Annotated in this window: 16 protein-coding genes; 12 read left to right on the top strand and 4 right to left on the bottom strand. The window is 42.4% G+C overall.

Annotation, left to right across the window (positions count from 1 at the left end; genetic code table 11):
• The first annotated feature begins 165 nt into the window (after window positions 1-165).
• The 4 genes from sigK (at window position 166) to ACP8HI_RS14465 (ending at window position 3353) form a co-directional block, all read left to right on the top strand.
• Window positions 166-867 (top strand): RNA polymerase sporulation sigma factor SigK, encoded by a 702-nt coding sequence (gene sigK, locus ACP8HI_RS14480; RefSeq protein ID WP_438346940.1) that lies wholly within the window; start codon window positions 166-168, stop codon window positions 865-867.
• A 306-nt stretch (window positions 868-1173) separates the two neighbouring features.
• Window positions 1174-1413, top strand: coding sequence for a TetR/AcrR family transcriptional regulator (locus ACP8HI_RS14475; RefSeq protein WP_438346939.1), 240 nt, complete (start codon window positions 1174-1176; stop codon window positions 1411-1413).
• A gap of 31 nt (window positions 1414-1444) precedes the next feature.
• On the top strand, window positions 1445-2236 hold the full coding sequence (locus tag ACP8HI_RS14470; RefSeq protein ID WP_438346938.1) for a sugar phosphate isomerase/epimerase family protein: 792 nt from the start codon (window positions 1445-1447) through the stop codon (window positions 2234-2236).
• A 25-nt stretch (window positions 2237-2261) separates the two neighbouring features.
• Window positions 2262-3353 carry a Gfo/Idh/MocA family protein gene (locus ACP8HI_RS14465; RefSeq protein ID WP_438346937.1) on the top strand — a complete coding sequence of 364 codons (1092 nt, stop codon included), beginning with the start codon at window positions 2262-2264 and terminating at the stop codon, window positions 3351-3353.
• A 95-nt stretch (window positions 3354-3448) separates the two neighbouring features.
• On the opposite strand, the gene ACP8HI_RS14460 is transcribed toward ACP8HI_RS14465, so the two are convergent.
• A complete protein-coding gene (locus ACP8HI_RS14460) occupies window positions 3449-5173 on the bottom strand; it encodes a sensor histidine kinase (protein WP_438346936.1) in 1725 nt (574 codons plus the stop codon).
• Window positions 5174-5223: 50 nt separating this feature from the next.
• Window positions 5224-6783 carry a response regulator transcription factor gene (locus ACP8HI_RS14455; protein ID WP_438346935.1) on the bottom strand — a complete coding sequence of 520 codons (1560 nt, stop codon included), beginning with the start codon at window positions 6781-6783 and terminating at the stop codon, window positions 5224-5226.
• 276 nt (window positions 6784-7059) lie between these two features.
• On the opposite strand from ACP8HI_RS14455, the gene ACP8HI_RS14450 reads away from it, so the two are divergent.
• The 3 genes from ACP8HI_RS14450 to ACP8HI_RS14440 are packed head-to-tail and all read left to right on the top strand — an operon-like array spanning window position 7060 to window position 10059.
• Entirely contained in the window at window positions 7060-8355 is a 1296-nt protein-coding gene (locus ACP8HI_RS14450) for an ABC transporter substrate-binding protein (RefSeq protein ID WP_438346934.1), read from the top strand.
• 25 nt (window positions 8356-8380) lie between these two features.
• Window positions 8381-9256, top strand: a complete 876-nt coding sequence (locus ACP8HI_RS14445) for a carbohydrate ABC transporter permease (RefSeq protein ID WP_438346933.1) — start codon at window positions 8381-8383, stop codon at window positions 9254-9256.
• Window positions 9253-10059, top strand: a complete 807-nt coding sequence (locus tag ACP8HI_RS14440) for a carbohydrate ABC transporter permease (protein ID WP_438346932.1) — start codon at window positions 9253-9255, stop codon at window positions 10057-10059. The genes ACP8HI_RS14445 and ACP8HI_RS14440 overlap by 4 nt, the downstream gene beginning before the upstream one ends.
• 115 nt (window positions 10060-10174) lie before the next feature.
• Here ACP8HI_RS14440 and ACP8HI_RS14435 read toward each other — a convergent pair whose 3' ends face one another.
• Window positions 10175-10783: a 3'-5' exonuclease gene (locus tag ACP8HI_RS14435; RefSeq protein WP_438346931.1), complete on the bottom strand. Its 609-nt coding sequence runs from the start codon at window positions 10781-10783 to the stop codon at window positions 10175-10177.
• A 177-nt stretch (window positions 10784-10960) separates the two neighbouring features.
• Between ACP8HI_RS14435 and ACP8HI_RS14430 the strand changes: the two genes are divergently transcribed.
• Window positions 10961-11956, top strand: a complete 996-nt coding sequence (locus ACP8HI_RS14430; RefSeq protein ID WP_438346930.1) for a Gfo/Idh/MocA family protein — start codon at window positions 10961-10963, stop codon at window positions 11954-11956.
• Entirely contained in the window at window positions 11907-12194 is a 288-nt protein-coding gene (locus ACP8HI_RS14425; protein ID WP_438346929.1) for an S-layer homology domain-containing protein, read from the top strand. The genes ACP8HI_RS14430 and ACP8HI_RS14425 overlap by 50 nt, the downstream gene beginning before the upstream one ends.
• Window positions 12195-12295: 101 nt before the next feature.
• On the opposite strand, the gene ACP8HI_RS14420 is transcribed toward ACP8HI_RS14425, so the two are convergent.
• Window positions 12296-13369 carry a M42 family metallopeptidase gene (locus ACP8HI_RS14420; RefSeq protein WP_438346928.1) on the bottom strand — a complete coding sequence of 358 codons (1074 nt, stop codon included), beginning with the start codon at window positions 13367-13369 and terminating at the stop codon, window positions 12296-12298.
• A 422-nt stretch (window positions 13370-13791) separates the two neighbouring features.
• Between ACP8HI_RS14420 and ACP8HI_RS14415 the strand changes: the two genes are divergently transcribed.
• Genes ACP8HI_RS14415 through ACP8HI_RS14405 form a run of 3 tightly spaced genes read left to right on the top strand, consistent with a single transcriptional unit; the run spans window position 13792 to window position 18205 of the window.
• The gene (locus tag ACP8HI_RS14415) at window positions 13792-14751 is read left to right on the top strand and encodes an AAA family ATPase (protein WP_438346927.1); all 960 of its coding nucleotides are present in this window, start codon (window positions 13792-13794) and stop codon (window positions 14749-14751) included.
• Between the two features lie 5 nt (window positions 14752-14756).
• Window positions 14757-16001, top strand: a complete 1245-nt coding sequence (locus tag ACP8HI_RS14410; protein ID WP_438346926.1) for a DUF58 domain-containing protein — start codon at window positions 14757-14759, stop codon at window positions 15999-16001.
• A complete protein-coding gene (locus ACP8HI_RS14405) occupies window positions 15998-18205 on the top strand; it encodes a DUF4129 domain-containing transglutaminase family protein (protein ID WP_438346925.1) in 2208 nt (735 codons plus the stop codon). The genes ACP8HI_RS14410 and ACP8HI_RS14405 overlap by 4 nt, the downstream gene beginning before the upstream one ends.
• Window positions 18206-18269 lie beyond the last annotated feature (64 nt).

The following is an 18269-nucleotide window of genomic DNA, read 5'->3' as shown; positions in this document are numbered from 1 at the left end:
CATAGCTTCTGGTGGCTTTATTTTTGATGCGATTCCCCTGTACATGCACTTCTAGGCCATTGCCCACATACACTAAAGAACAGACTTCAATATTCGACTAGAATAGGGAGCCGATTGGGATTGGCTTCTTCTCTAACGGAATCCAACGTGGGGGTGTTCGGTTCAATGCCTGGATTAATCTCAGCGATAGCGCTGTTCATTAAACAGCTTTCTCTACTTGTATCTTACGTCAAGAACAATGCTTTTCCCCAGCCACTATCCGAGAAGGACGAGAGTAAATATTTACAGTTGATGGCGGAAGGAGACGGCAATGCGCGAAATAAGCTTATCGAACATAATCTGCGATTGGTGGCGCATATCGTCAAGAAATTTGATAACACAGGCGAAGACTTAGAGGACCTCATATCGATTGGAACCATTGGACTAATCAAAGCTATTGAAAGCTTCAAAACGGGTAAAGGTACGAAATTGGCCACATTCGCAGCCCGCTGTATTGAGAACGAGATATTGATGCATTTGCGTTCACTCAAGAAGACGCGTAAAGACGTATCTCTCCATGATCCGATCGGAACGGATAAAGAAGGAAACGAAATAACTTTGATAGATATTTTAGGTAGTGAAGCAGATGACGTAGCAGACTTGGTTCAGCTGAAGATTGAGAAGAGTAAAATCTATCGTAATCTTGAGATTTTGGATCCTCGTGAGCAGGAAGTCATTAAAGGGCGATTCGGATTAGAGCAAGGTGGGGAGGAACGAACACAGCGAGAAATAGCAAAGGAGCTTGGTATTAGCCGCAGCTATGTATCGCGGATTGAGAAGCGGGCGCTGATGAAGTTGTATCATGAGTTTTATAAGGTGAAGCGTTGAAATAAATAGACTATAAAAAAAGCTGAATAAACGGACGCTAATACTCTCGGTATTAGCGTCCGTTTGTTCAGCTTAAATTTTGTGATTCTTATTTATAGTGAATCAATTTCATAAATCATAAACCAGGATCATAAAACGTGTACAGAAGAATTGAAGAAAGAAGCGATTTGACTACATATGGAGATACAGAATGCTTAGCTCTTTCTGTGACAGTATGATGGGGTATGGATGATGAATTTATTTTGGAAGCTTGATTCTTACTGAAAATCGGATTACGCTATAATAGCTACAACTTGGCACCTGGATGTGCGAAACCGAAACCGTGAACAATTGATTCTGGCCGGTCCAAATGTACTTATTGAACGAAATTTCATAAATGTGGGACCTAAGGATATCTGTGAGCGAGCGAACCTCAGTAAGGTTACCTTTTATAAATGCTTCAACTCTATGGACGAGCTGATATTTGCAGTTCAACAGAAAATCCTTAGTGAAATTACGGATTTTATAGAGCAACGTATGATTATCAGTTTAATAAATTACTTATAATACTTGTAGTGTAGAAAGGAAGTCAGAACTTATGAAGTTGGGGATTATCGCTCCTGTGAATGAAGATAGCTTTGTTTTGGCACAAAAAAGAGGATTGAACTTTCTGGAACTTTGTGTGAATGAGGGAGACAGCGTAGAGGATTTTTACGAGCAGTTGGAGCAAATGTCTGAATGGATAGCCAAATATAATGTTGAGATTGGTTCCATCGGACGATGGAAATCCCAGCGTATTAATGAAAAAGGAGAAATCCTGCAAGAAGAATTGAATCGGTGCTTCAAACTAATTGATGCGGCAAGTAAGCTTAATTGTCCGAACTTTGTCGTTGGCTGCAACTATGTAGAGGAACTGTCTTTTTACGAAAACTGTACAGCAGCGATTACGTTTTTCAATGAACTCCTAGTTTATGGAAGAACGAAAAATGTTAAGATCTCAACGTATAACTGTCGAAAAGTAAACTTCGTACACTCTCCGGAAGTATGGAATATTATTCACGGTCATTTACCGGAGCTTGGGATTAAATTCGATCCATCTCATGCCCGCTTTTTTGGTGGCGATTATATGAAAGAGACGCTTGACTGGGGACACCGGTTTTATCACGTGCATTTAAAAGGTTCGCTGCTGGTAAATGGAAATAAGGTTGATGAGCCGCCTGCCGGCATGGATCAAACGGACTGGCCCTCTTTTGTAGCAATACTAAGAGCCGTTGGATATGATGCCGGACTCAGCATTGAGCCGCGTAAATCAGCACTTCCTGATGAGCTCGCAGAAAAAGGTGTGGATTATTCGGTTTTGTATTTCAAGAAACTTCTGCTGGAGATGTAAAATACAACATGAAAGAGGTGGGAAAATGACTGGAAAATTAAGATATGCCTTAATTGGTGCGGGTGGAAATGCGGAGAAGAAGCATATTCATGGCTATCTGGCTCTACCAAATGTGGAAGTTGTGGCAATCTGTGATATCAATCGAGACAAGGCAACCCGCATGGCAGAGAAACACGGGGTTTTAAACGTATACTGTGACTACAAGGAGATGTTTGCCAAAGAACGGCTTGATATAGTGAGTATTGTTACACCCAACAACCTGCATGCAGAAATTACGGAATATGCACTTTCACAAGGGATTCATGTCCATTGTGAAAAACCGCTCAGCATTAGTGCTGAGGAAGCGCGGAGAATTGTGGCGGCACAGAAGCAATCTGGCAAGAGAGTAATGATCGGTTTAAATAACCGCTTCACCAATGAAGCTGTTTTTTTGAAAAAATGGATTAGCGAAGGGAACCTCGGAGATATCTATAGTGCCAAAGCAGGCTGGATCAGAAGAAGTGGTATTCCGGGCAGAGGTACCTGGTTTACGAATAAGGCTTATTCTGGTGGTGGTGTGATGATTGATCTAGGGGCTCATTATCTGGATTTAGCCCTTTATCTTATGGGACTTCCGAAAGTATCCTACGTTGCTGGTAACACCCATCAAAATTTCGTTCATACGACGACTCGGAATCGGAACGGCTATAAAGGAGTAGACGGCGGTATATTCAACGTGGAAGATGCCGCGATCGGTTATTTGAGTTTACAGGGAGGAGCCAGTCTTGCCTTTGATTTCAGTTGGGCTTCCAATATTGAGGAAGATCGATTCTATGTGGAATTAATGGGAACAAAAGGCGGAGCCAGTCTAGTGAATGGTGTATTGAAGTTGTTCGGTGAAAGCTCCGATATATGCCTGGATATTACACCTAAACTGAAATTGAATCCAAATTTACAGTTAGTGAATGAGTTTCAGCATTTTATCGATTGCATTGAGAATGAAACGAAACGGCTGATCGCCCCAGCTGACGACGGTATTTATTTCTCTGAAATTATCGATGCTTTTTATGAGAGTGCTGCAACCGGTATACCTGTAAATATTCATGATAAACAAAAACAAGTGGTGTTTACCGGATAAAATATTCAAATTCTCGCTTATCACAAGGCGGCAGATCAGAAAAAAAATGAGCTGTCGCCCTTGATATGCTCTAAAGTAAGGATGTTAAGTTACTATCACTCCTCTTGCTTCTCCAGAATGGGCAGCGTGATTCGGATGGCTGTGCCATAGCCTTGCTCACTCTCGATATGAACACCGTAAGGTGAGCCGAACAATAATTGGATACGGCTATGAACATTGTTGATGCCGATCCCGGATAAATGCTGTTGTTTGCACTCATTCACTTGATCCTCGATAGCTAACATACCGACCCCGTCATCGATCACTTCGATAATCAGGATGTCTTCTTGCCTCCGAATAAAGATATGAATATTCCCGCTAGCATAACCGGGGAAGGCGTGGAAGAACGCGTTCTCCAGGAAGGGTTGAATGATGAGCTTCGGAATGAGCAGCTGTAAGCAACTCTCTTCGATCTCATAGTGGACACCGATCTGATCGCCATAGCGGATTTGATTAATATATACATAGTGCTTCAAGGTTTCGATTTCTTGCTCTACTGTTACGCGATCCTCCGTGGAACCGAGTGTACTCTGTAGCATGGAGATCAGACTGTTAATGGTCTCATCGACTTGATCGGTACGGTTCATTTTGGCCAAATATTTAATAGAGCTTAATGTATTGTAGAGGAAATGCGGATTGATTTGCATTTGCAGCGCATTGAGGTCCGCTTTTCGCCGCTCCTGCTGTTCATATACGAGCTTATCGGTGTATTGATCGATTTCAGTAATGAAACGATTATAAGCTTTCGTTAAAATGTTGGTCTCATAACTACCGTCTTCTTGCAAGGGGTGATACTTCAAGTTGTCCCCTGTGGAGGCTTGCATCGTCTTGACGAGTTTATTCAAGGGACGTGTTATTCGTAAACTAAGGGAATAGACGAATAACATGCTAACGATGAGAATGAAGATAACCACCTTGAGAATTTCATTTGAGATCGTGTACAGTGGAGCAAATGCCGTTAACTGATCGATTTCCTCGACGAGGTACGCATTGTACTGTGGTAAAAAATAGGAAATATAGGTTTGCTTATCATCTTCATCAGACCATACCCCTTCATGCTGCTCAGAAGTGTTCGTAGCGACGGAGAGGAGTGGTATATCACTCTTGCTAATAAGCTCCTTGTTACTGCTCGATAGGACCGTGCCGTCGGACGAAATGAGTGAGATGTGGATACCATCCGAAATATAAGGCTTAATTTTGCGGTATATATTCTGTTCATCCATAATAACGGCTACATAACCGTACATATGATCGGTGCTTGTGTCCATTAAAGGTTTGACGGCAAACAAGTAATTATCATAAGGAACGGATTCCGAGAATAAATCCAGACTGCTGTAATATTGAATTTGGTTCTGGACTTTGCCGTTGATGTTCATGAATTTCGATACGAAATCCTGCGGGATCTTGTCCCATTTCAGTGAGTTGCTTGAATAATGCCGGCCCCCTTCTCCAGGAATGCCGGATACGATGATATGAGAATTGTCTGGGCTTAGATAATCCTTATAGAGATCTAGGTACCGACCGAGCGCAATGACGAGGTTAATTTGCTCCAAGGGCGTATGGGCCGGCTTTGTAACATAATTTTTGAACTCCGTGCTTCCGTTGACTTGAAGCATCGTATTGACCACTTGGTCGTTATAGCTGAGCAAATCATCTTTCATCAAATTCATGTTGGCGGAGGCATTTCGGACAACTTGATCGAGTAGAATACGCTCCGAGATTGATGAGGATGTGAACATCAGTAGAATAGAAATAATGATGGTTCCGGATAACATCAGCATGAGGATTTTAATGAAAATGCTGTTTTTTCGAAGCACGTCATTCACCTGTCTTATTGTGAGATATGATTGCGGTACTCCACAGGAGTCATGCCGGTCATCTTTTTGAATACTTTGGAAAAATAATTATGATCCGAGAATCCGGTTAACTGGCTGATTTGGGAAATGGACAGCTCATAGTTCTGCAATAGCTCTTTTGCCTTATCGGTTCGTACGCGATTGATAAACGTCGTTAGATTTTCGCCCGTCCGTTGCTTGAAATAGGAGGACAAATAGCTGTAATTTAGATGAAATTTATCAGCCAGCTCTGACAAGGAAATATCATTCGCATAGTTCTGGTTCACATATTCATAAATCTGATGAAGAATCATCGTTTGAGGATCTGTCTGCTGAACGACAGCTTTCAAATCATCTAGAAATTGAATATAAACCGATTCCAGCTCATCCAAATCAAAAGCAAGATCAATCTTCTTGAAGAGCTTTAGCTTGGAAGAGCTTAATTCAGATAAAGGTTGCTTGATCTGTTCAAGCGTGCTCATGGCGGAATAGATAATATTTTGGCACAACCGTTTCAGGCTGTATTCGTCATACGCTTGTACGGATCGAATATGTGCGAATAATGCTTGAGATTGAATGGCAGCATCATCGATCGCAAGTGAACGGAGCGCTGATGTGAATTGAGCTTGATCAAAATTCACTTTATCACTCTCCGGCTTGATTTCATGCTCAGGTATATTATGCCGCCCAGGGAAATAAATGAGCTTTCCTAAGTAAGACGTTAATCGTTCATGCTCGGCTTGGATCCGGGCAATGTTCCCGAACTCATGGGAAAGAACAAATTTGATATAGGTAAGCGATTTCAATGCATGCTGCGTAAATTTATCCAGGCAGGATTGTACGACATCAGTTTGATGTGCATCATAATTGACTAGGACGAGGCATTCATTTTTCAGAAATACACAGACATAGTGGCAGGAACTCAAATGATCTTGTGCAAGCTCAATTAGAACTTGCTCGATTTGGGATTGAGTCCAAGGGGTTTTGGATAGTAGGATGCTAGTGCTGGCTTTTGCCATGCGAAAATATTTACCTGCGAATTGCGTTCTCCAGTCCTCCCAATCATAATCAACGTCGTCGCTAGGGGTTCTATCAGCGCTGAGCAATTGTCCGAGCTTTAGGGAAGGATCCAACTTCACGGGTGGCGACTCCAATCGGTTTGGAGGTAATTCACCACATAAAGATTGTATTAAGGCAATCAACTCCGAGGCCGATACTTTCGGCTTGAGCAAATAATCGGTGACACCGTATTTGAACACTTCTCGGACGTAGTCGAACTCACTATAGCTGCTGAGCACGACTACTTTAATATCTGGGTACTGCAAACGCATCATTTTGGTAAATTCAACACCGTCCATAATCGGCATAACAATATCCGTAATGACAACATGCGGACGAACTTTGTCCATCGAATCCAGCGCTTCTTGGCCGTTAGAGGCTTGGGCGACAATCTCAATGTTATGTTCGTTCCAATTACATAGATGTATAATTCCTGTTCGTAAGATAGTTTCATCATCAACAATCATGACACGGTAAGTTGCAGAGTTCTCTTTCATGATGGGCGACACCTCGTTGCACAATCTATTTCTTTCATCATAACCCAATCCAAAATAAAAGCATATAATTCACGGTACCCATCCGAAATTTACAAAAATTAATGCTAATACCTGAAAATTTTACTAATGAAGCGGTTTCATAGTGTTAGAGAACAATAATATATGCTAACAAAAGGAAAATTAAACTTATACAAGCCCACCTATAATTTTCTACAATACATGAGAAAGTTATAAAGCGTTTGCACAAATACGATAAAGATAAAGGGGTTGTACAGTATGAAAAAGATTCTATCCGTATTATTACTTGTTACGATGATGGCTTCGGTCTTGGCGGCATGCGGTTCTTCGAACACAGCTGAAAGTACAGATGATGGAGGTTCTACGAAAAAGAAGGTAGTTGCTTGGGCTTGGGATCCATCCTTTAATGGTGCTGCTTTGAAAATTGCTGAGGAGTTATATCAGAAGGAACATCCGGATTTTGAATTAGAAATTGTTGATATGGCAAAAGCAGATTTGGAACAAAAGCTGAACACCAACTTGGCTGCAGGAGTTAAAGATGGATTGCCAGATATTATTCTGGTCAACGATCCGAATATCCAGAAATATGTGACATCCTATCCGAATACATTCGCTGATTTTACGGACAAAGTGGATTTCACTCAATTCTCTCCATATAAAGTAGATGCGCTTCGCATCGAAGATAAAATTTACGGCGTTCCATTTGATATCGGGGTTACCGGGATGTTCTACCGTTCCGATTATTTGGAAGAAGCAGGTTATACGGAACAAGATTTAGACAATATTACGTGGGACCAATATATTGAAATTGGAAAAGTTGTAAAAGAAAAAACAGGTAAGTATATGGCGACAATTAATCCGAACGACGAGGCGTTAACGTCCATTCTATTGCAATCTGCAGGGACTTGGTATATTACACCAGAGAATGAAGCGAATTTCGTGAATAACCCTGCTATGGCCGAAACGCTTCGCGTGTACAAAGCGATTGCCGATTCGGGAATCGCAAAACCGGTAACGGGATGGAGCGAGTTCGTCGGTAGCTTTAACGCAGGGGATGTTGCGACGGTCGTCTCTGGGGTATGGCAAGTGTCTTCTATCATGGATGCGAAAGATCAAAGTGGCAAATGGAAGGTTGCTCCGATTCCTAGATTGGATGTGGAAGGCGGAACAAATGCATCTAATGAAGGCGGGTCGAGTTGGTTCGTGTTAGACGGTTCTGCGAATAAAGACTTGGCGATGGAATTTCTAGCGAAGACGATCGGCGGAAGCAGCGAATTCTATGAGCGATTCTTGAACGAAAACGGCGGGGTTGGTTCTTTCATTCCTTCATTCTCTAGCGATGCTTATAGTCAGCAGGCGGAGTTCTTCGGAGGACAAGCTATTTATCGTGATTTCACGGAATGGTCTACGGAAGTACCAGGTATTACGCTGGGAATGTACACGCAAGAAGCAAAAGACGCGCTGAAAAATGAGCTTCCTACTATTTTGGGTGGTGCGGACTTAACGAAAAGCTTGGCTAACATTCAGAAATTGTTTGAACAACAGGTGCAATAAATAAAAAGTTAGCAGGTGGTAACTAATGCAACGCAAATGGAATAAATCCTCGCTGATGGGATGGCAGTTTATCGCATTGCCTTCAGCGCTCATTTTATTATTTAGTTTTTATCCGATGTTTCAATCATTGCTATTATCCTTTCAGTCTGGCAAAGGTAGCGTAACTCACTATTCAGGCATTGATAACTATATCCGATTATTCTCGGATCCTATGTTTAGGCAAGCGGTATTCAATACGCTGCTATATCTCATCGTTCAAGTGCCAATCATGCTCTTGCTCGGACTGGTGATAGCGAATTTGCTGAACAATCCTAAGCTTCGCTTTAAAGGTTTTTATCGTACGGCTATTTTTCTCCCATGTGTAACGTCGCTTGTATCGTATGCGGTGTTATTCAAAAGTATTTTCGCGGTGGACGGCATTCTGAACAAGATGCTTCTGTCGGTACACGTGATTCAAGAGCCCGTAGCGTGGCTCATGGATCCTGTCTGGGCACGTGTGGTGATCATTATAGCTATTACATGGCGCTGGACAGGATATAACATGATTTTCTATCTGTCGGCGATGCAAAATATTGATCCAAGCATCTATGAAGCAGCCTCGATTGATGGGGCATCTAAGACACGTCAATTTTTAAAAATTACCGTGCCGATGTTAAAGCCGATTATTTTGTTTACAGCTATTATCTCGACCAACGGTACACTGCAATTATTCGATGAGGTTGTGAACATCACGAACGGCGGACCGGGGAATTCAACGATGACGATATCGCAATATATCTATAATCTTTCCTTCGTCTATACACCTAACTTCGGTTATGCTGCAACCGTCTCCTATGCCATTGTTATTATGGTTGCTGTGCTCGCGTTGTTCCAACTGAAAGTAGGGGGGGAGAAGCGATGAGGAAGTTAACAACGATGGTTGTCCATCTGTTTCTGATCTCAGCATCTGCAATCTCGTTATTCCCGTTCATATGGATGTTGATGGGGATGACGAATAGCTCCACCGATATTTTAAAAGGGAAGTTCAGCTTTGGATCAATGTTTATGGAGAACGTTCATAAGCTGTTGGATATGACCAATCTTGGGGCTGCGTTTTGGAATTCTTCCGTTATTGCCATTGTTGGTACAGTCGGTACGCTTCTGTTAAGCTCCATGGCAGGGTACGGCTTTGAAGTCTATCAATCTAAGGGCAAAAGTCGTCTGTTCGGATTGCTTATGTTATCGATGATGATGCCATTTGCTGCTGTCATGATTCCTTTGTTCCGTATGTTCAGCAACATGGGACTATTGAATACGCCGATGGCCGTCATTTTACCGTCGATTACAACCGCTTTTATGATCTTCTTTTTCTTGCAAAATACGAAATCATTCCCGCGTGAGCTGTTGCAGGCCGGTCGTGTGGATGGATTAAGTGAATGGCGGTTATTCACCAAAATCTATATGCCAACGATGAAGCCTACGTATGCGGCTGCAGCAATTATTACATTCATGAGTTATTGGAATAATTTCTTGTGGCCGTTGATCGCGTTGCAGACGCAAGACAAGAGAACATTGCCGTTAGTCGTCTCATCGCTGGCGTCATCCTATAATCCGGACTATGGTATTATTATGGTAGCGATTGTCATCACGACGTTACCGTCGGTCTTCATTTTCTTCTTACTACAGAAACAATTTGTACAAGGTATGTTAGGTTCGGTGAAGTAATTCGCTCCCGATCATAGAGTGACAATAAATTAATATAGGGATGTCCCCAGTAAACCTGTAACTAAAGGTTCATTGGAGACATCCCTTTTCATCATGGAGTATGGAGCTTTCCCGCTCACGGCTTCTTACGAATTGATTTCTGCCCTAAAGCAGAAAAGGAAGTGTAACCTCCTGCGAACAATGTACCGGTCTTATATCCATGGCTGCGTGCGAGCAGTAGAGGATCGGATTGCTCTTCCCGCTCCAATAGTTTTAATAAAATCGCAGCTGCAGCACGAGCATCATCCAGGGCATCATGATGCTTCAGCCCAATTCCGAAATAATCGGCTATGACATTTAACTTATGAGAGGGGAGCTCCTGCAGTATCTTTTTGCCCATCAGATAGGTACAGAAGTATTGGAAAGTTGGATAGGTTAAGGACGATTGATCCAGACAATACCGTAAGACGCTCATGTCAAAAGAAGCATTATGAGCCACAATCAATTTTCCATCCAGGAGAGGTTGAAGTGTTGGCCACAGCTCGTAGAAAGTGGGTTGCCCGGTAACCATCGACGGAGTTATACCATGTATACTAATATTCATGCTATCAAACCGCTGCTGCGGATCGATGAACCAAACTTGTTCAGATATGATTTGTCCCGACTTGACTTCTACAAGCCCTAATGCACACGCGCTATCTCTATTAGAATTAGCTGTTTCAAAGTCGATTGCAATAAAATCCATTGTTAAGACTCCTTATCTATGATCTATAGGTTAATAGTAGATTAGTAAAATGATAATTACAATGATGTGGGCTTATCAGATACGGATCAGAGAAACGATTAGATATGATACAATTATAGTGGCGACAACACGAAATAAACTTATGATCTTCATATTTTAAAGGAGAGAATTGAAGCTATGGTTAATCATCGAATTGTTCTCAACGGTCATGGTACAATCAGCGGTGCTTACCTGAAGGCTTGTGCATTGATCCCGAATGCTGACGTTGTAGGCGTTGTGGGACGTAATGCTAAGAGAGCAGAAGACTTTGCACAGCAGCACGGGATTGCTGTATTTGGAACCAGTCTGGCGGATGTTGTCACTCGGTCGAGCGCGACAGCGGTAATCATTTGCACACCAAATGCTCTGCACGATGAAGGGGTTCTGGCAGCTGCAGAGCTTGGACTACATTGCCTTTGCGAGAAACCACTACATATCTCTCTCGATAAGCAGCGGGAAATGATAGAAGCATGCGAGAAAGCCGGTGTGAAGCTCGCGGTTTCATATATGAGAAGATTTAGTGAACATTGGCAACTCATCAAGCGACTGATAGATGAGGGGAAGCTTGGAAGGATTATAGCTGTCGATGCAACAATCAAACATTTCCGAGATGCAGCCTATTATGATTCTTGGCATGGTACATACGAATTGGATGGCGGTGGTCCTTTCATCCAGCAGGGAAGTCATATCATTGATCTGGTCCAGTGGTTATGCGGTGGTTTCCATGAAGTGACAGATGCCCGCATGTTCCGTCTAGTACACGATATTGAGACAGAAGATCATGGTTACGCTATCGTCAGATATAGCAATGATGCAGTAGGCATGATCACCGCATCGACGGCATGTGCGGGTATCCGCAGAGAGTTAATAGAAATATCTGGGACAGCGGGTTCAATTTCGGCTGATTTCAAAGGGATTGTTACCTGGTCTGTCCCTGGCTTGGAGCAACCAAACGAATGTCTGGAGGTTACAGGAAATGAGGGACTCTTCGCACGACTCGTCGAGGACTTTCTTTGGTCGATCGAGCAGGATCGTCCACCGTTTGTGGATGGCGCATCAGCGGGAGTGACGACGGAACTTGTTAATGATATCTATCGGAAAGCAGGACTTCCCATCGTTAGAACCATGGAATAATAATGTCATGAATGATATTAAGGGATCCACAGATGGTACATTCCAACCGAATCATAAGATTACCCATGAAGAAATGGCTATGATGATGGATCGGGTATTGGAGTGGACCGGTGGGAATAAGGAAGGATTGACAATAGGAACACCAGAGGGAACAATCGCTCCGAAACAATCGGTGACACGAGCAGAAGCTGCTGTAGTGATCCAACGTATGCTTGAAAAACTACAGTTTATAAATTAGTAAATAAACGGAATTCAACAAAAACAGTAGGCAAGGTAATGAACCTTGTACTACTGTTTTTGTTTGGTCTATTTTTGCGAGTGGAAAGCTTAATCTAGCTCTTAACTCCGCTCCAGAATCGTATTTAACGTCGTACGATCTAGATTCTTCACTAAGGTCAGTAATAATTCCTTCGCTGCATCATAATCATCTGTATGGATGATGGAGGAGGATGTATGGATATAGCGGGAACAGATCCCGATCACAGTGGATGGAACACCAATGCCACTAAGATGGACTTGACCCGCATCTGTACCGCCTGGCGACACAAAGTATTGGTATTTAATCTTGTGCGTGTCCGCTGTATCCTGTACATATTCTACGAGTCCACGGTGCGTAAGCATCGAAGGATCGAAAATACGCAGTAATGCACCATGACCGAGATGTCCAAAGGATTGCTTGTCACCCGTCATATCATTGGCTGCACTAGCATCTAGAGCAAAGAAAATGTCTGGTTGGATGAGGTTGGCGGATGTACGTGCCCCTCGTAATCCCAATTCTTCCTGTACGGTTGCACCGACATATAATGTATTAGGAAGCTTCTCTTTATGGAGTGCTTCTAAACATTCAATGGCAAGCCCAACCCCATAGCGGTTATCCCATGCCTTGGCCATGATCTTCTTAGGATTGGCAAGTGGAGTGAAATCGCAGATTGGTACGATTTGTTGTCCCGGATGAATCCCGAATGATTCAGCCTCTTCTTGATTGTCAGCACCAATATCAAGATACATAGATTTGATGTCAACGGGCTTGCTACGTTGTGCTTCATCTAAAAGGTGAGTAGGAGTGGAACCAACCACACCTATAATGGGTCCGTTGTCGGTCATAATTCGCAGTCGTTGCGAAAGCACAGCCTGACTCCACCATCCACCAAGGGGTTGAAAGCGAATCATACCGCTTGGTGTTATACCAGTTACCATAAATCCGACCTCGTCAAAGTGGCCTGCTATCATCACCTTAGGACCGTTCTCATCTCCACGAAGTACGCCAAAGAGACTTCCAAGTCGATCTTGAACAAACTCTTCCGTATATGAAGACATGGCTTCCTTTACCCAAATACGTAATTCCCGTTCAAATCCTGAAGCAGCTGGAAATTCTGTTAATTGGCGGAATAAATCCATCGTTTTTTGATTCATTGAGAGAATACCCCATTTCGATAATTAATCATAATATTGTACTTAGTATGAACTTTGTATTGTAGAATGTCCACGTCATCACAACATAGACATGCACGGTTACCCTTGGTGAGGCATAACATGGAATGGGTGAATGTTGTGTAAAGAACAACAGAAAGGAGCACATATCATGGACCTAACGTTGAGGAAACGTATTGTGATATATGTGTTATTTATTTTGTTGGTTATTGTACTGATTTGTCTTTTTAAATAGATTTGGAAATGTGGCTTTGTAAGTGACCGTTTTCTTAATTATTACTGAAGGCGGTCGCCTACATATTTGTAAAAGTTTACGATCAAATTGGGGATTCTGCCCAATATACTTAAAACTATACATCATGTACAATGTAATAAATGTAAGATACAGGAGGTTTGATTACGACATGCCAGTACTTCAAGAGTCCACTCGAGTCATTTCAGCACTTCGTGCTAATTTGGAATCATGTATATTAGGTAAGTCTTTAGAAATACAACTATTGCTAACTGCACTTCTCGCAGGAGGGCATGTTCTTATTGAGGATGTACCAGGTACAGGGAAAACTCAGTTAGTGAAGGCGCTGGCGAAGTCCATCAGCGGTGAATATCGACGTATCCAATGTAATCCTGATATTCTACCAAGTGATATAACGGGAGTATCGGTCTTTCATCCGAAAGAACAACAGTTTTATTTCCGTCCTGGACCTGTTATGACCAATATATTACTTGTAGATGAAATAAACCGTGCAACGACCAAATCACAATCTGCCTTGCTTGAAGTTATGGAGGAACGTAATGTTACCGTAGATGGGGAAACACATGAGTTACCTCATCCCTTTATGCTCATTGCGACACAAAATCCAATTGATTTCGAAGGTACATATATTTTGCCAGAAGCCCAGCTTGATCGTTTCATGATGAAGATTAATCTAGGTTATCCTGATGAAGCAACCGAGAAGGAGTTAATGAGGCAGCATCAAATGGGACAACCTGTTGATCAATTGAAACCAGTCACTCATATGGAGCAAATTGCTGCCATTCAGCAAGAAATTCGTCATGTGCATATGAGTGACGTAGTTGTTGATTATATGATTGGATTAATACGTAAGACGCGCGAACATCAAGCTGTTCTACTGGGGGCTAGTCCAAGAGCGTCGTTATCCTTTATGCTGGCATGTAAAGCCTATGCGTTTATTCAAGGAAGAGATTATGTACTTCCCGATGATATTAAGAGCCTTGCTCCTTATATTTTGTTACATAGGATTCTGCTCCGTCCAGAATCTCGCCTTGAGAATATTCATAGAGAATCTGTACTCCATAGTATTATCCAACAGACGAATGTGCCTGTAACTATGATGGGGCGTTAAAAGGGATGAAGAATATCCTGAGTGCCCTTAGAAAGGGACTACGCAATCGTAGACTATGGGCGGTTGTTGCTGTATGGGGTGTCAGTCTATTCTATCTGCTGTTCCAAGGGGGGAAGATGTCTTCCATGCTGTTCGGGATGAGCAGCATGCTTGTGGCTTACTTACTAATTGGAGGATACAGTGGTGTTAGCCGGGTAAGGGGAAGTCGTCATCTTGCACTAAATGATGAATATTTCGATTTACTGCATGCTGGAGACCAGATGCAAGTTAAATTTGTCTTGAATATTCCTGGATTTCTTCCATACCCATATATTATCGTAAGAGAAGTATTAAAAAGACATAATGGCCAATCATGGTCTTTCGAAGAAAGTGTTATCCCAAGTTTCCGTGGGAATGCTGAGCTTATGTTTCAAACGCCATCATTGGAACGTGGGCGATACTCTTTTTTAGACACAGAATGTGTAAGTGAAGATATATTTGGAATCATGGAGCATAAAGGGGTGATACATGCACCCGCACACTTCCGTGTTTTACCAAGAACGGTCTATATTCCATATTGGCAACTGTTTGATCGGAATTCTCGCTTAGCTGGCCCGCAGACTGCATTATCCTCTTCTCGTAGGGAAACGACACAGATTAGCGGTGTGCGGGATTATGTATATGGTGATCGATTAACGAGGATTCATTGGAATGCTACTGCGAAGACGGGAACATGGAAGTCTAAAGAATTTGAGCATGAATCTGTTCCCAAAACAATGCTCGTTCTGGATGCTACAGCAGCACATTACACAACAAATGAGCAATTCGAGCTTGCCATATCCACGGTAGCATCGCTATTAGAATATGGGAAACGTGAACGTATAGGCATTGGATTGTGTACAATTGGAAACCAAGTGAAGGTCTTTGTTCCTTCAGAAAATATATTAGAGCGACAGAAGATGCAACATCATTTAGTGGATATGAATGCCGATGGTGTGGGGAAATTACTTCCGAAGATGGAATCCGCAGTTCGTCTCTTTCCGAAAGGGTCTTATTTCGTTCTGATTAGCCCTACTAGTGGACAAGCTGTAATGGATTTGATCCGTTGGGCAAATACGCACGGAATGAGTCCATCTCACTTGCACATTCTTAATTCCGAGGGGAAGAAAGTGAAAGAATGGATAACCTTATTGCGAACAAGTGGAATCCAGGGATGTGCTGTTAGCTCACTACAAGAATTACCTAGGGCAATAGGAGGGGAGTTCGTATGACCAAGCGTAGACCTTTTTTGAAATATGATTGGTTGGCTGCGTTCTCCTTTCTCTGGATATGGATTGTTGCTAGGCAATGGTTATCCTTCACAGAACCAGTATGGTATGAAGAAACTACGTCATTAGTAGGAAGAACAGTTCTTATAATCATAATAATTGAGGTCTTGCTTCCATTAAAAAGAGTGTATCGGATTGTTGCAGAGTGTGCTCTGATCATACTGTTACTTCGTCATACCCTCATTGAATATGGTTTGTACATGCCTAATGGTGAACTGAATAACTGGCTAGAGCCATTTATTATGGCTACACAACCCTATATTTGGTTTGTGGTTTCCGCTGCGGCATTGAGTTTACTGATAGCTAAGTTTATAAGCAGTAAGCGGTTGATTTTCATGTTCATGGGACTTAATATTGTAGCGCTCGCTATCCTTGATTCTTTCACATCCGAAATCCTTTGGGATGAAGCTGGCTGGATGGTATTCGCTATGCTGGGCTGGTTGGTTAGTCATCATTTTCTACGCTTCAAACAGAAATATCCTCAGGGTTGGAAGCATCTACTTCATTATCCTTTCGAGATGGTAGCTCATATTGTGCTGATTTTCTCAGTCATCTTTCTATTGGGTGTCAATATGCCGAAGATAGCTCCTGTTCTAACCGATCCTTACACGGTGTGGAGCGAATGGAGGACGACAACTCCTAGTACTATATCCGAACAAGTGCCAGCTGACATGGACAATGCACAACCCTCAACATCTGGCTACAGTCGTGAAGATAATGAGTTAGGCGGCGCATTTGAATTCGATTACTCTTTAGTGATGACTGTGCATTCATCAAAGCGGAGTTATTGGCGTGGGGAGACAAGAAGGCTCTATTCTGGTACAGGCTGGGAGAGTGAATCAAGTAAGGCTAATTCATTCGAAAACGTACAGGCCGGTGAGGAACTGAAGCGGGATTCAGAACTCATAGTCGAGACAGAGAAAGTAGAACAGACGATGACGATCAAAACGGACAGCATCTATCCAGTATTGTTTGGTGCATATCGAATTTCTACGGTTGAATCGATAGATGGCGAGAAGGAAATGGATGGGGTTCAATGGAAGGATTCACAAGCAGAAATTCATTGGAATACGCAGGAGAATGAGCTATCATATCCCACAACGTATAGTCTTACCTCAGAGGTACCTATTATTCCGGTTGAACAATTAAGTAAACAATCCTATGATGAACTATACAACAATTCAACAGAACAAAGTTATTTGCAAATTCCTGATGATTTCCCTAAGCGAGTTGGAGAACTTGCGGTTGAGATTACACAATCAGCTGAGACACCATACGAGAAGATAGCATTACTACAAGCTTATCTACAATCGAATTATGAGTATACGAATACACCGGATGTATCACGTAAAATAAGTGGGGATTTTGTTGATAGTTTTCTATTTGAGATTCTTGAAGGCTACTGTGACTATTACTCAACATCAATGGTTATGATGGCAAGATCTCTTGATATTCCAGCTCGATGGGTCAAAGGTTATGCTCCGGGTAGTCAGCCTGAAATAGATGAACTTCGTATGATGCAACAAGGATATATAGATACTGGGACGTACACCGTATCGAATGCAGATGCCCATTCTTGGGCAGAAATTTATTACGGTCCATATGGTTGGATTCCTGTTGAAGCTACACCTGGTTTCAATATGCCTCTACTTACGAGAATGGACGATAGCGATAAGGATATAATAGATCAACAAGAGGAACAGTCTGACGATGACATCGAAGGTTCGATGGATTCAGGTGTGAAGTCAGCATGGATGAAAGGGATAGCGGTGGCTGCAATGACTATTCTCTTCATATGGCTTGGGTACGTAGGCTTTCGATCCCGTCATTCGATGAATTTTCTAGTGTATCGACTTCGACGGGGTAAGGAGCTAACTCCTAATGAGAAAGTGGTCATCGAGACAGAACGTTGGTTAAGGTATTTGCATAAGCGTGGGATGATACGTGAGCAGCATGATACGTTACGCGAATCTGTCGTAAAATGGAAGAAGGATGCCCCTACATTAGAAAGATTATTGATGTCACTTCTGGAACTTTTTGAGAAGGCAAAGTATAGCCCGGAGGCTGTAGCAGCTGGGGAATGGTGTGAAGTTCAGAGGGTTGCAGATCAGCTTAAACAAGCTATAAGGGCAAAAAGTAAAAGATAGCAATACCTTCGTCCAATTTACATGTGTAAATTGGGCGGTTTCTTTTGTAATAGCTCATCATATT

It is taken from the genome of Paenibacillus sp. FA6, assembly GCF_051550225.1.
Classification (GTDB): domain Bacteria; phylum Bacillota; class Bacilli; order Paenibacillales; family Paenibacillaceae; genus Paenibacillus_AQ.
This window is presented reverse-complemented; position numbering and strand designations above follow the sequence as displayed.

Excerpts from the sequence above, each read along its gene's own strand:
- sigK (WP_438346940.1), top strand. The coding sequence starts at position 166 with ATGCCTGGATTAATCTCAGCGATAGCGCTGTTCATTAAACAGCTTTCT.
- ACP8HI_RS14450 (WP_438346934.1), top strand. The coding sequence starts at position 7,060 with ATGAAAAAGATTCTATCCGTATTATTACTTGTTACGATGATGGCTTCG.
- ACP8HI_RS14455 (WP_438346935.1), bottom strand. The coding sequence starts at position 6,783 with ATGAAAGAGAACTCTGCAACTTACCGTGTCATGATTGTTGATGATGAA.
- ACP8HI_RS14440 (WP_438346932.1), top strand. The coding sequence starts at position 9,253 with ATGAGGAAGTTAACAACGATGGTTGTCCATCTGTTTCTGATCTCAGCA.
- ACP8HI_RS14410 (WP_438346926.1), top strand. The coding sequence starts at position 14,757 with ATGAAGAATATCCTGAGTGCCCTTAGAAAGGGACTACGCAATCGTAGA.
- ACP8HI_RS14430 (WP_438346930.1), top strand. The coding sequence starts at position 10,961 with ATGGTTAATCATCGAATTGTTCTCAACGGTCATGGTACAATCAGCGGT.
- ACP8HI_RS14435 (WP_438346931.1), bottom strand. The coding sequence starts at position 10,783 with ATGGATTTTATTGCAATCGACTTTGAAACAGCTAATTCTAATAGAGAT.
- ACP8HI_RS14445 (WP_438346933.1), top strand. The coding sequence starts at position 8,381 with ATGCAACGCAAATGGAATAAATCCTCGCTGATGGGATGGCAGTTTATC.
- ACP8HI_RS14425 (WP_438346929.1), top strand. The coding sequence starts at position 11,907 with ATGATATCTATCGGAAAGCAGGACTTCCCATCGTTAGAACCATGGAAT.
- ACP8HI_RS14415 (WP_438346927.1), top strand. The coding sequence starts at position 13,792 with ATGCCAGTACTTCAAGAGTCCACTCGAGTCATTTCAGCACTTCGTGCT.
- ACP8HI_RS14405 (WP_438346925.1), top strand. The coding sequence starts at position 15,998 with ATGACCAAGCGTAGACCTTTTTTGAAATATGATTGGTTGGCTGCGTTC.
- ACP8HI_RS14420 (WP_438346928.1), bottom strand. The coding sequence starts at position 13,369 with ATGAATCAAAAAACGATGGATTTATTCCGCCAATTAACAGAATTTCCA.
- ACP8HI_RS14465 (WP_438346937.1), top strand. The coding sequence starts at position 2,262 with ATGACTGGAAAATTAAGATATGCCTTAATTGGTGCGGGTGGAAATGCG.
- ACP8HI_RS14460 (WP_438346936.1), bottom strand. The coding sequence starts at position 5,173 with ATGCTGATGTTATCCGGAACCATCATTATTTCTATTCTACTGATGTTC.
- ACP8HI_RS14470 (WP_438346938.1), top strand. The coding sequence starts at position 1,445 with ATGAAGTTGGGGATTATCGCTCCTGTGAATGAAGATAGCTTTGTTTTG.